Annotated in this window: 12 protein-coding genes; 7 read left to right on the plus strand and 5 right to left on the minus strand. The window is 67.1% G+C overall.

What is annotated here, in order from left to right:
• Positions 1–25 precede the first annotated feature (25 nt).
• Entirely contained in the window at positions 26–946 is a 921-nt protein-coding gene (locus AB3K92_RS09530) for a LysR family transcriptional regulator (RefSeq protein WP_042975417.1), read from the plus strand.
• Between the two features lie 15 nt (positions 947–961).
• On the opposite strand, the gene AB3K92_RS09535 is transcribed toward AB3K92_RS09530, so the two are convergent.
• Complete coding sequence (locus AB3K92_RS09535; RefSeq protein ID WP_060085742.1) at positions 962–1,792, minus strand: helix-turn-helix transcriptional regulator; 831 nt, start codon at positions 1,790–1,792, stop codon at positions 962–964.
• Positions 1,793–2,030: 238 nt separating this feature from the next.
• On the opposite strand from AB3K92_RS09535, the gene AB3K92_RS09540 reads away from it, so the two are divergent.
• The 4 genes from AB3K92_RS09540 to AB3K92_RS09555 all read left to right on the plus strand — a co-directional run bounded on the left by AB3K92_RS09540 (position 2,031) and on the right by AB3K92_RS09555 (position 7,973).
• Positions 2,031–3,755 (plus strand): amidohydrolase, encoded by a 1,725-nt coding sequence (locus AB3K92_RS09540; RefSeq protein ID WP_060225277.1) that lies wholly within the window; start codon positions 2,031–2,033, stop codon positions 3,753–3,755.
• A gap of 213 nt (positions 3,756–3,968) precedes the next feature.
• Positions 3,969–5,084, plus strand: a complete 1,116-nt coding sequence (locus tag AB3K92_RS09545; RefSeq protein WP_048024576.1) for a polyamine ABC transporter substrate-binding protein — start codon at positions 3,969–3,971, stop codon at positions 5,082–5,084.
• 97 nt (positions 5,085–5,181) lie between these two features.
• Positions 5,182–6,780 carry a DUF3138 family protein gene (locus AB3K92_RS09550; RefSeq protein ID WP_059654237.1) on the plus strand — a complete coding sequence of 533 codons (1,599 nt, stop codon included), beginning with the start codon at positions 5,182–5,184 and terminating at the stop codon, positions 6,778–6,780.
• A 116-nt stretch (positions 6,781–6,896) separates the two neighbouring features.
• A complete protein-coding gene (locus tag AB3K92_RS09555; RefSeq protein WP_369464897.1) occupies positions 6,897–7,973 on the plus strand; it encodes a C45 family autoproteolytic acyltransferase/hydolase in 1,077 nt (358 codons plus the stop codon).
• Positions 7,974–8,030: 57 nt separating this feature from the next.
• Here AB3K92_RS09555 and AB3K92_RS09560 read toward each other — a convergent pair whose 3' ends face one another.
• The gene (locus AB3K92_RS09560; RefSeq protein WP_369464898.1) at positions 8,031–9,416 is read right to left on the minus strand and encodes an MFS transporter; all 1,386 of its coding nucleotides are present in this window, start codon (positions 9,414–9,416) and stop codon (positions 8,031–8,033) included.
• Between the two features lie 181 nt (positions 9,417–9,597).
• On the minus strand, positions 9,598–10,458 hold the full coding sequence (locus AB3K92_RS09565; protein WP_060275332.1) for a hypothetical protein: 861 nt from the start codon (positions 10,456–10,458) through the stop codon (positions 9,598–9,600).
• A gap of 26 nt (positions 10,459–10,484) precedes the next feature.
• Here AB3K92_RS09565 and AB3K92_RS09570 point away from each other — a divergent pair, with 26 nt between their 5' ends.
• Positions 10,485–11,225, plus strand: coding sequence for a YbhB/YbcL family Raf kinase inhibitor-like protein (locus tag AB3K92_RS09570; protein WP_260426392.1), 741 nt, complete (start codon positions 10,485–10,487; stop codon positions 11,223–11,225).
• Here the strand turns inward: AB3K92_RS09570 and AB3K92_RS09575 are convergent.
• Together AB3K92_RS09575 and AB3K92_RS09580 are read right to left on the minus strand one after the other, a co-directional pair.
• A complete protein-coding gene (locus AB3K92_RS09575; RefSeq protein WP_059488765.1) occupies positions 11,222–11,590 on the minus strand; it encodes a hypothetical protein in 369 nt (122 codons plus the stop codon). The genes AB3K92_RS09570 and AB3K92_RS09575 overlap by 4 nt on opposite strands.
• 30 nt (positions 11,591–11,620) lie before the next feature.
• Positions 11,621–12,013 carry a winged helix-turn-helix transcriptional regulator gene (locus AB3K92_RS09580; RefSeq protein WP_369464899.1) on the minus strand — a complete coding sequence of 131 codons (393 nt, stop codon included), beginning with the start codon at positions 12,011–12,013 and terminating at the stop codon, positions 11,621–11,623.
• A 136-nt stretch (positions 12,014–12,149) separates the two neighbouring features.
• Between AB3K92_RS09580 and AB3K92_RS09585 the strand changes: the two genes are divergently transcribed.
• Positions 12,150–12,782 (plus strand): glutathione binding-like protein, encoded by a 633-nt coding sequence (locus AB3K92_RS09585; protein WP_369464901.1) that lies wholly within the window; start codon positions 12,150–12,152, stop codon positions 12,780–12,782.
• Positions 12,783–12,866 lie beyond the last annotated feature (84 nt).

Raw genomic sequence — 12,866 nt, forward strand, 5'->3', positions numbered from 1 at the left:
GCGCACACGCGCAGCGGTTTCAGGCATGTTCTCGAATACATCCGATCTCGATCTCCGGCTCATCCGGGTCTTTCTGGCCGTCGTCGACGCACGCGGCATCACGGCCGCCGAGGCGTCGCTCGGCGTGCGGCAGTCGACCATCAGCACGCAGCTGTCGGCGCTCGAAGCGCGCGTCGGCTTCAAGCTGTGCGATCGCGGGCGCGGCGGCTTTCGCCTGACGTCGAAGGGCGAACGCTTCGCGGCCACCGCGCGCACGCTCGTCGCGGCGACCTCCGAATTCGTCGCGCGCGTGCGCGACATCGACCGCAAGCTGGTCGGCACGTTGTCGATCGGCCTGATCGGCCAGGCGCCGCTCGTCGAGAACGCGCGCGTGGCCGACGCGATCGGCGCATTCCGCAAGCGCGACCAGGCCGTCACGTTCGCGATGAAGGTCGCGTCGCCGCAGGAACTCGAGGAAAGCCTCGTCAACAACCAGCTCGATCTCGCGATCGGGTATTTCTGGCATCGCGTGCCCGGGCTGCTCTACACGCCGCTGTTCACCGAGCAGCAGGTGATCTACTGCGGGCGCGGGCATCCGCTGTTCCATGCGTCGCGGCCCGTGACGGCGGACGACCTCCAACTGCACGACTGGGTATGGCGCACCTATCCGGTGCCGGAGGAGCAGTATCCGCTGCCCGAGCGGCGCGTGACCGCGAGCGCGGACAGCATCGAGGCCGCGACGATCCTGATCCTGTCGGGCGGCCATCTCGGCTACCTGCCCGCGCACTACGCGGAGCCGTTCGAGCAGCGCGGGCTCGTGAAGGCCGTCGGCCGCGCGACGTTCAGCTTCGACGTGCCGCTGCATCTCGCGATGAAGCGCAGCACGAGCGACAAGCCGATCGTCGACGCGTTCTGCGAGGACCTGCTGCGCGCGTTCAACATCAAGGCGGCCGCGCTGGCCGCGTAAATCCGGGCCGCGCGTTCAGCAGTCGACGAGTACCCAGTCGAACAGCTCGCGGCGCGTGCGCACGCCGAGCTTCGCGAACGCGCGCTTCACGTACGACTCGGCCGTCGACAGCTTCACATCCAACTGCTGCGCGGCCTCGGGCACCGAGCGCCCGCACAGCATCAGCCGGCAGATCTCGTGCTCGCGGCGTGACAGCTGCACGTCCTGGCGTTCGAGGCGCGCGTCGAAGCTCGCCTGCGACGCGGCATTCACCGACACCGCCGCCACGCGTCGCGCCGCACACGTGCGCGCATGCAGCTCGAACATCGGGAACAGCAGATCGACCATCTGCCGGAAGTGAAACAGCTCGTCCGTGGTGAAAGCGGCGCGCCCGACCGTGCGCGCGAGCCCGAGCGCGTATTGCAGGTGCGCGTTGCCGTGCACGAGCAGGCATTCCTGCCCGATGCCGGGCTCGTCGAAGATCCGGCGGCGGAACTCGCCCTGCGCGATGCCGTCGACATGGCGCTGCACGAGCAGCGTGCCGGGTTTGCCGCGCAGCGGCGCGACCAGCGGATCGGCCTGGCAGTAGTCCTGGTAGTAGATATCCATCACGCGCAGCGTATCGGCCGCGAAGCGCAGGCTGCCGCTGCCGAGCCATTCGACGACGAAACCCGACGTGCTGCCCGTGTCGGCGCGCCAGCGCTCGAGGTGCACGGCGTCGGCGTCGATGCTGTCGTTGACGAACTCCGTGACCGCGCCGACGAAATCCGGTGTGCCGACCGCGCGCAGCGTCGCGCCGAGTGAGTCGGGACGCACGCCGATCAGGTAGTGGCCGCGGGCGGCAGGGTCGGGCTGGAGAAGTCGCATGGTCGGACGAAGGCGGTCGGGGGACAGCGCGACGTTACGCGAACGCCGTGCACGCGTCAGCCGGGAATTCACCGGATCAACCCCACGGATTTCGTGCGTTGTCCCCAAAACGACGACAAGACCGTGCGTGCGGCGGCCGGAATTCGCGGAAGCCCCGGCGGCGGGGGGGCATACCGGCGCGAATCGTCTGCCTATAGTGAAAGCACTTCGAAAACCTGATGACCAGAAAGGACAGGCCATGCAGATGCAACCGACGCACGCCGCCACGACGCCGGCGGATTTCGTTCTGACCCACGCGAAGGTCTATACCGTCGATCCGCACAAGCCCTGGGCGCAGGCCGTCGCCGTGCGCGACGGCCGGATCGTTTACGTGGGCGACACGGCGGCCGTGCAGGCGTTCGTCGGCGCGCAGACGAAGGTCGTCGACGCGGCCGGCCGGCTCGTGCTGCCGGGCTTCGTCGAATCGCACTGGCACTTCGAGACGACCGCGTTCGCGTTCCAGGCGTTCGTGAATTACGAGGATCCGCAGAAGGTGCTCGGCGCGCTGCGCGCGTATGTCGAATCGCATCCGGACGAGCCGGCGATCACCGGAATGGGCTGGGTGCAGGCGACGATTCCGCCCGCGCTGCTGCGCAAGGAGACGCTCGACGCGATCTGCGCGGATCGCCCCGTGTGCCTGCTGTCGACCGATTTCCATACGATGTGGGTGAACTCGAAGGCGCTGGAGATCGCCGGTATCGACGCGTCGACGCCGCCCGTGCAGGAAGGCGCGAGCTGGTTCGAGAAGGACGCGGCGACCGGCGAGCCGACCGGCCTGATCGTCGACGGTGCCGCGTATTCGTTGCTGATGCAGCGGATCAGCGCGGCCGGCCTGCTGCCGACCGGCATCGACCTGTACCTGAAATCGATCCCGCCGTGGCAGAAGAAGCTGTGCGCGGCCGGCGTGACGACCGTGTTCGACGCGGGCTTCTTCGACGCGAGCGGCGACCAGTCGCTGCTGTACGAGACGCTGCAGACGATGGAGCGCGCGGGCGACCTGAAGCTGCGGGTGGTCGGCAGCGTCGCGGTGATCGGCGAGATCGACGATCCGGTCGGCACGCTCGTCCGGTATCGCGAGCAGTACGATTCGCCGCTCGTGAAGGCGCGCGCATTGAAGCTGTTCCTCGACGGCACCGAGGCGAACCACACCGCGTACCTGCTCGAACCGTACGCGGACCGCCCGGACACCTGCGGAGCACCGACGATGCCGGCCGACACGTTCAACCGTTACCTGGTCGAAGCCGATCGCGCGAACGCGAACGTGATGGTCCATTGCGTCGGCGATGCGGCCGTGCGGATGGCGCTCGACGGCTTCGACGCGGTGAACCGCACGAACCCGCCGCGCGACCGCCGCCACGTGATCACGCACGCATTCCTCACGCATCCGGACGACATCCCGCGCTTTCGCCGCGCGGGCGTGATGGCGAACACGCAGCTGCAATGGGGCGTGGTCGACGCGTACACCGAGCAGCTGCGCGACCACTACGGCCACGAGCGCTGGAGCAACATGTACAAGTTCCGCACGTTCCTCGACGAAGGCGTGACGGTATCGATCGGCATGGACGGCCTGGCATGCCAGTGCCGCTGCCAGCACAAGCCGCTCGAACACATCGAGTCGGGCCATACGCGCCAGCTCGCGGGCGAGCCCGATGCGCCGGTGTTCCCGGACATCGCCGAGCGCCTGAGCATTCCGCAACTGATCGCCGCGTACACGATCCACGGCGCGTACCAGCTCGGGATGGAGCACGAGGTCGGCTCGCTGACGCCCGGCAAGCGCGCGGATCTCGTCGTGCTCGAGAACGACCTGTTCGAGGTCGGCCAGTACGACATCGGCCGCATCGATGTCGGGCTGACGATGATGGGCGGCCGCATCACGCACGTGGGCGACGATTTCGGCGCGCGCACGGGTATGCAGGCATCCTGAACGCGCATCCGGGCTGACGAAGCGGTGACGGAATCTTTCGGGATGCTTTCGTTTTCGCGGCTCGGCGCATCCGGCCGGAACCGGGTGCGCCGATTGTGCGGCGTGTCCCCCTATTGGCAGGGCAGACCGGCCAATTTCCTCTGGCTACATTTTTCCGGACCGAAGCACACACCCGTTCATCGCGAACGGACCATGATATCGACGGAGGAAACCATGGCAGGGGATTGGAGCAGGCATCTGGGAACGGCATGCGCGGCGCTCGCGCTGGGCGGCGTGCTGGGGGCCGGCGCGCCAGTTGCGCACGCGGCGGACGTCGTCAACGTGTACAACTGGGGCAACTCGATCGGCAAGGCGACGATCGCGAACTTCGAGAAGGCGACCGGCATCAAGGTCGTCTACCAGGAGTTCGATTCGAACGAGACGTTGCAGGCGAAGCTGCTGTCGGGCACGTCGGGTTACGACGTCGTCGTGCCGTCCGACATCTTCTGGGCGCGGCAGCTGCAGGCGGGCATCTTCCGCAAGATCGACAAGAGCCAGGTGCCGAACTACGGGCTGCTCGACCCGGAAATCCTGAAGGCGCTCGCGAAGGACGATCCGGGCAACCAGTACGGCATTCCGTGGACCTGGGGCACCGACGGGCTCGGGATGAACGTCGAGAAGGTGAAGGCCGCGCTCGGCAACGACGCGCCGCTCGACAGCTGGGCGCTGCTGTTCGATCCGAAGTACGCGCAGAAGCTGAAGCACTGCGGCGTGTCGGTGCTCGATTCGCCGGTCGATGCGTTCGGGATGGCGTTCGTCTACCTGAAGAAGGACCCGAACACGACGAACCCGGCCGACTACCAGGCCGCGTACGAGCTGCTGAAGTCGGTGCGCCCGTACATCACGCAGTTCAATTCGAGCAGCTACATCAACGATCTCGCGGGCGGCGACATCTGCCTCGCGCTCGGCTGGTCGGGCGACGTGAACTCCGCGCGGATCGCGGCCGCTTCCGCGAAGAAGCCGTATCACATCAAGTACGTGATCCCGACCGAGGGCAGCGCGATGTGGTTCGACATGATGGCCGTGCCGAAGGATGCACCGCACCCGGACGCCGCGCTGAAGTTCGTCAACTTCGTGCTGTCGGAGAAGGAGAGCGCGAACCTGACCAACGACACGTCGTACCCGTCGGCCGTGCCGTCGTCGAAGCGCCTCGTGCGCGCCGAAGTGACGAGCGATCCGGCCGTGTTCCCGCCCGCCGACGTGATCCGCAAGCTGAGCCTCAGCAAGCCGGTTCCGCCTGAGCTGATGCGTCTGCAGAACCGTCTCTGGACGAAGCTGAAGACCGAGTAAGCCGGCCGCCGCTTCCCCGATTCCCGCACACCTTTCGCGCGCCCCGCCGCTGATCGCGGCGGGCGGGGGCGCGCTCGTCCCGACGACCACCCAGAACATGACACTCAAACACATGACGGCGCTGTGCCTGCTTGCGTTCGACGCGGCCACGGCATTCGCGCACACGCCGCAGGCGACCGATGCGAGCAGGATGAAGGCGCTGCAGGCGCAGGTCACCGCGCTGCAGCAGCAGGTGAACGAGCTGCGCGCGAGCATGCTGGCCGCGCAGGCGCCCGGCACCGCGACGGCCGCCAACGCAGCCGGCGCCGCCACCGCAACATCGAGCGGCGCGAGGATCGGTTCGATCAACACGGCCGCCGCCGCCGCGCCGGCCGCCGATTCCGCACCGGCGTTCACGAACGACGACCTGCAGCAGATGCGCGAGCAGATCGCGAACGCGTCGCTGAAGGTCGACTCGCTGCAGGAAGCCGCGACGACCGGCCCGCTCGCGGGCCTGAGCATCACCGGCTACGTCGATCCCGTGTACCTGTTCAACCGCGCACAGCGCACGTCCGGGTTCCAGTTCCTGAACCACGACCCGGGCGCGTACGACTACTTCAACAGCACGATCGGCGACGTCTACCTCGACATCAAGAAGACCTTCGGCGTCGGCCCGATGGCGCCGTCGGCGGAGGTCGTGATCCAGCCGAACCGGGGCTTCGGCAACGTGTTCAGCAATTCGCACGGCGGCGTGGGCAACAACATCGTCACGCAGGCCGTGGTGACCGTGCCCCTCAGCACGACGCGCACCTTCGAGATCGGGATGATGCCGAGCCTCGCCGGCTACGAGGTGCAGCCGTCGACCCAGATGCTGACGCTCACGCACGGGCTGCTGTACGACTTCAGCGAACCGGGCAACCTGATCGGCGTCGGCCTGAAGGGCTCCAACGCGGCGATGACGCGCTTCTGGCAGGTCGTGATCGGCAACGAGGTGCTGCGCACCGCCGGCGCGATCGCGAACGCGGCGAACAACACGACCAAGACCAACTGGACGCCGACGATCACCGCGCGTTTCGACAACGCGACGTCGACCGCCTTCGACTTCGGCATTTCCGCGATGCTCGGCCGGCAGTCGCTGTTCTCGCCGTGCGCGACGGCGGGCGGTTACGGCTACCAGTGCAACGGCTCGTCGCCGACCGGCCTCTACAAGTACGTGGAAGCCGACGTGACCTATACGCACGACAAGACGCAGGTCAACGCGCAGGTCGACTACGGCGAGCTGCAGAAGGGGGCGTGGAACGGCGGTACCGCACGCTGGTACGGGATGTCGCTGCTCGGCCATACGAAGTGGACGCAGGCATGGGTCGGCCGCATGGGCGCGACGCTGCGTTTCGACTACCTGAACAACACGTCGAATGGCGGCGGCGGCACGAACATCCAGTACGGGCTCGCGGGCGGCAATCCGTCGGTGAACGGGTCGAGCGGCTTCGGCATCGATCCGGCGTGCTTCCAGGGTTCGTCGACGAACGGCACCGAGTGCAAGGGCGCGCAGCGTTACGCGATCACGGCCGACCTGCTGTTCTATCCGACGCAGCAGATCACCGTGAAGCTCGAGTATCGCCACGACGCGGCGAACCATCCGGTGTTCCTGAAGAGCAACGGCACGTACGCGCGCAGCAACGACCTGGCCGGGATGCAGTTCATCTATTCGTTCTGACCGTTCTGACGGGTCTCGCCGTTTCGGCCGGCGCGCATGCCGGTCGACCGGCTGCGCCATGCATCACGTTCCGGGCCGTGCTTGCCCGGAACCCATTCAACCCAGGAGATTTGACCTTGAAGCTGCACACCTTCGTGACCGACCTCACCGATCCGCACGAGCGCGGCCGCCTGATCGGCGCGCGTTTCGCCGCCGAGATTCGCGAGACGGTCGCGCTTTACCTCGCGTTCTTCCCGAAGCTCGGCATCGAGCCGCAGCGCGCGCGAGAGATCGGCGAAGCGAGCCTGGCCGCGCTCGGTGCGTGGTGCCCGCGGCTGGCCGCCGAAGTCGACGCGATCGCCGACGGCGTCGACCTGCCGCGCTGGCAGCTCGCGTGTCTGAACGCGCGCACCGAGATCCTCGCGACCGCGCCCGCATCGGCCGAAGGCGAGTGCTCGACGACCGTCTACGCGCCGGCCGGCCCGCACGCGCCGCGCACGCTGCAGACGTGGGACTGGCACGACAGCCTCGCGCCGCAGGGGCTGCTGATGCGGTTCGCGACGCCGCACGGCCGCACCGTCAAGCTGTTCTCCGAGTTCGGGATGCTCGCGAAGCTCGGCGTGAACAGCGCGGGGCTCGGGCTGCACTTCAACATCCTGCATCACGCGAGCGACAACGACAGTGCCGGTGTGCCCGTGCACGCGATCGCGCGGCGCCTGCTGGAAGATGCGGCGACGGTGCAGGAGGCGATCGAACTCGCGCGCACCGCGCGCGTGAGCGCGTCCACGGTGCTGACCGTGTTCACGCGGCAGGACGCGAACCCGCGCGCGGCGAGCATCGAGCTGAGCCCGTCGGGTGTCGCCGTGGTGGTGCCGCGTCCGGACGGCTGGCTGCTGCATACGAACCACTTCCTCGATCGCGCGCTGAGCGGCGGCGAGTGCATGCCCGACAGCTCGACCACGCGCGAACGCTTCGCGTACCTGAACGAAGTCGTGAACGGGATGACGAGCGCCGATGTGCGCGAGCGCGCGGCGGCAATGTGCGGTGCGGCCGGCGATCAGGCCGTCGTGTGTTTCCACGCCGATCCGTCGATGCCCGACACCGAGCGCTGGGAGACGCTGCTGACCGTCGGCATCGATACCGACGCGTGCGCACTCGACTACGTGGCGGGCAATCCGCACGATCTCGCGCGCGACGGGTTTCAGCGGTTCTGACGCGGTACGCGGGCGGCGGCAAGGCAGGGCGGCACGCGTGTGCCGCCCTCGCGAGGCTCATGCGTCGAGGCGTTCGACCTTGCCGACGAGCAAACCGTACGACAGGCTGCCCGCGAGTGCCATCGCGGCGATGTAGGTGATCGCGCGCGAGAAGTCCGCGCCGTTCACGAGCAGCCCGATCACGATCGGCGTCGCGATCGCGGACAGGTTGCCGATCAGGTTGAACACGCCGCCCGTGAGGCCGATCAGCCGCGCGGGCGCGAGCCCCGATACGAGCGACCACGTGATCGACGCGAAGCCGTTGCCGAAGAACGCGATCGTCATGAACGCGATCACCCAGCCGGTCGACGTGACGTAGTTCGCGCCGATGATGCTGGTCGAGATCAGCAGCCCCGAGATGATCGGCAGCTTGCGCGCGAAGCCCTGCGACGCGCCGCGACGCATCAGCCAGTCCGACAGCACGCCCGAGCACAGCACGCCGACGAACGCGGCGAGGAACGGCAGCGACGCGAGGAAGCCCGACTTGATGAAGTCCATTCCGCGATACTTGACGAGGTAGGTCGGGAACCACGTGAGGAAGAACCACAGCGTCGAGTTCAGCGCGAACTGGCCGAGATAGATGCCCCACAGCTTGCGCCGGCCGAGCACGACGCCAAGGTCGCGCCACGTCGACGGTGCGCGTTCGGTGCGCGCCGCGATGCGGTCTTCGAGATCGACGAGGCCGCCGCCGTCGCGGATCAGCGCGATCTCGGCCGCATTGACGCCGCGAAACGCGCGCGGCTCGCGATACACCGCATACCAGATCGCGGCCCATGCGATGCCGGCGAGGCCGGTCGCGACGAACACCATGTGCCAGCCCAGATGCACCTGCAGCCATGCGAGCACCGGCGTGAGGAACGCGAGGCCGACGAACTGGCCCGACGTGTAGCCGCCGATCGCGCTCGCGCGCTCGCGGGTCGGGAACCACGTCGTCACCACGCGGTTGTTGATCGGGTAGGCCGGCGCTTCGAGCGCGCCCACCGCGAGACGCAGCACGACCAGCCCGACGAACGAACCGGCGAAACCGAGCAGCAACGTCGCAGCCGACCACAGCGCGAGCGCGCCCGCATACAGCACGCGCGGCGATACCTTGTCGACGAGCCAGCCGCCCGGCACTTGCATCAGCGCGTAGGTCCAGCCGAACGCGGAAAACACGAGGCCCGCGCGCACCGGATCGATGTTCAGTGCCTTGAACAGCGCGGGCGCGGCGATCGACAGGTTGCTGCGGTCGAGATAGTTGATCACGACCGTGATGAACAGCAGCGCGAGGATCAGCAGGCGCTTGCGGCTGGGAGGTGCTGCCTGCGCGGCGGCCGCGCGGGCGGTTGAATCGGATGCGATGCCGGCGTGGGCGGGCAATCGATCCGGCGGGTTCGCGTGGGTGCGCGACGCGGATTGGGCCACGGTTGTCTCCTGTGTTCCATGCCCGGCCGTCGCCCGCGAGCGGGGCGGCCGAATCGAATGGCGTTGGGGAGAACGTTAGAGTCGCGGCGGGAAGTGCGTCAACATTTGGGCAGGTATCCCTATTAATGGGATGTTCGGCGTTCAATATGTGGGAAGCGTGGCGAATACGCGACCGCTTGCATCAGTTGCCCATCGCCTCCTTCGCACTGACCCAGCCCTGCACCGCGCCCGCATGCGGGTTGCGATACCGCACCTTCAGCCACTGGAAATCGGCGCTCGCGTCGATCACCTCCACCGTGTCGCCCGCGACGACATAACGGCGCGTGGGTGCATCGGACATCGCATCGTGCAGCGGCAGGCGTGCCGGGCGCACCTTGAACGTGACGGTGCCGCCGCCATAGGCGTCGGGGCGGCGCGCGACGCGCTTGCCTTGCGCGTCGTAGGTCAGCAGCATTGACGACGGGCCGTTGTCGGTGTCGAGCAGGTCGCGCAGGTCGTCCGGTATCGCTTCGCTCGACTGGTACAGGTACATCCTGCCGCTGCCGTCGAAGCGATACGCATCGGTGTACCAGATCGGGCCGCCGCGGCACGAGCTGTACAGCGTGCGCTCCTTCGGCTTCGCCTGGACGTTGACCAGCCCGTCGCAATTGCCGTGCGGCATGTCGCTCGCCGGCATCCGCAATGGCTCGAACTGCTGGCGCGCGGCGTCGTACAGGTAGATGCCGTAGCCATCGTTCACCATGCCGAGCGTCGCGTGCATCGCGAGATCGCGGTGGCCGTCGAAGTTGTAGTCGTCCGACGCGAGGTGATAGCGGCCTTCTTCGTCGGCGGCGGTCACGTCGAGCGTCTGCGTCTTGCCGCTCGGCAGGAAGCGCACGGTAACGTGCTCGCTGTCCGCCCGTTCGACGCGGGCCGTGACGGTGTCGTCGACCTTGAACGTGAGCAGCGGTTTGGCCGCTTGCGCGGCGGGCGCGATCGATGCGCAGGCGACGAACAGCATGGAGCCGTGGAGCAGCGAACGCAGTCGTGAAGGGCGCGTCATGATCGGATCAGGCATGAAGGGCGTGAATGATGATGGAAGCGGCCGGCCCGGACTTCCGTTTGCCGCCAATGTACCGGCATCCGGCTCTTTCCGCGAGCGGGGCCGGCATGGCCGGACATTACCGGGTAGTCGCGATACCGGTACCTTTGCTTGTCTTGTTCGGGGCCGGCGCGATTGCAAGAATGTCCGTTCCATTCCTGCTTGCTGGTGAGGTGACGATGACGATAGTCAAGCCCCGTTTCGCCCTTTGCGTGGCGATGCTCGCTGCCGGTACGGCACGGGCGGGCGATTTCTCGATCGAAAGTGCGGAGCTTGCCGGCGGCGCGTTCGGTCGCGCGCAGGTATCGGACAGCTTCGGCTGTCACGGTCAAAACATTTCGCCATCCATACGGTGGAGCGGTGTTCCGGAAGGCACGCAAAGCTACCTGCTGACGATGTTCGATGCCGACGCACCGACGGGCTCCGGATTCTGGCACTGGGTCGTCGCCGACATACCGGCGTCGGCGCATGGCATCGCGCCCGGTTCGGGCAATGACGTTGCCGGACTGCCGGCGGGTGCCGTCCCGATGAAGAACGACACCGGCCATGTCGGCTATCTTGGCCCGTGCCCGCCGCAGGGCGACACCCATCGCTACGTCATTACGCTGACCGCGCTCAAGGTGGCGAAGCTGCCGGTCGAACCTGACGCGACGCCTGCGGTCGTCGGCTACACCGCTCACTACCAGGCCCTCGCGAAGGCGACGATGACGGTGCGGTTGAGCCGTTAACCGCGCGTGCTGTCGTCCTGAAACCCGCTTTTCCCCGCGAAGATCTCCTTCAGCGCGGCGCGCAGCGTGGCCGGATCGTACTGGCCGGGCGCGAGATGGATCACGTAACGCGTCTGGCCGTCGAGTCGCGCGGCGATGCCGGGTTCGATCTCGATGTCGATCGTGTCGTCCGTCAGCGTCACCGACAGATCCTTGACGCGCCAGGTGATCTGGTCGCGCACCATCACTTCGATCAGCGTGTCGTCCGGAAAGCGCGACAGCGCGAAGCAATAGTCCTGCTCGGCGTCGTGACAGTAGATGTTGGCGAAGCTTTCGTCGTCGTCGAGATCGGACGTCGCCGCGCCGACGGTAGCGTGAAGTTCCATGAACGGGGTTCCTGCGTAAGGGGGGTAGGGTTATCGGTTCGAATGAAGGGCCGATCCGGTCGCTGCCGCTGCGCCGGGCGTCACGCCGGTGTCGCACGACGCAGCGGCATCGCGCGCTTTCAGCCACAGCCCGAATTCGCGCATGACCTCGACGACAGGCCGCAGCCGGTCGCCGTCGGCGCTCAGGTCGTACTCGACCCGCACCGGCACTTCCGGATAGACGGTGCGCCGCACGAGCCCGGCGTCTTCGAGTGCGCGCAGGTCGAGCGTCAGCATGCGCTGCGAGATGCCGGGCATGTCGCGGCGCAGGTCGCTGAAGCGTCGCGGCCCGTCGAGCAGATACGACACCAGCAGCAACCGCCAGCGGCCGCCGAGCAGGCGCATCGCTTCTTCAACGGAACATCCGGTCGCACTCGTTTTCATCGTGCTGAATCCTGGTCGGTAAATTTTTTGTGACTACGGCACAAACGACTGCCGTCTTCCCGGCGATGCGCCGATGCGAGATATTAGCGCCCGCGTCGCGGCGAATCGATACATGGACAACCCACGAAGGAAACGCATGAAGCTCTATCACGCTCCCGGAAGCTGTTCGCAGGCCATCTGCATCGTGCTGCGCGAAGGCGGCATCGACGCGGAGGTCATCAAGGTCGACGCACGCAAGCACGTCATTGAAGACGGACGCAATTACTACGATGTGAACGAACTCGGCTACGTGCCGCTGCTCGAACTCGACGACCGCACGCTGCTGCGCGAAGGCCCGGTGATCGCGCAGTATCTCGCGGATCTGTGCCCGGAAGCTGCGCTCGCGCCCAAGTACGGGACGCTCGCGCGCATCCGGTTGATGGAATGGCTCAATTTTCTCGGCACCGAGATCCACAAGGGGTTCATTCCGCTGCTGTATGCGGTACAGGCGGGGAAATACGTCGATCCGGCGAGAACGAAGCTCGACAGCCGTTTTGCATGGATCGACCGCCAGCTCGACGGCAACGCATACTTGACCGGCGACACGTTCACCGTTGCCGATGCCTACCTGTTCGCGCTGACCGGCTGGGGCAAGGCCGAATGGATGCGGTCGGTGTACAACGCGGATATCGACCTGACCCGGTATGGGCATCTGCGTGCGTGGTACGAGCGGGTGCGCGCGCGGCCGGCGGTGCAGGCCGTGCTGGAGGCCGAGGCGCTGGCGCGGTAGCGTGCGGTGGCGGCTGCGGATATGGCGCGTCGTTCCGCCGTATCGATGCGCCGCCACACAGCAAAACCCCGCGCTATAATCGCC

Origin of the sequence: Burkholderia sp. Bmkn7, assembly GCF_041103175.1 — a bacterium.
Taxonomy (GTDB): domain Bacteria; phylum Pseudomonadota; class Gammaproteobacteria; order Burkholderiales; family Burkholderiaceae; genus Burkholderia; species Burkholderia cepacia.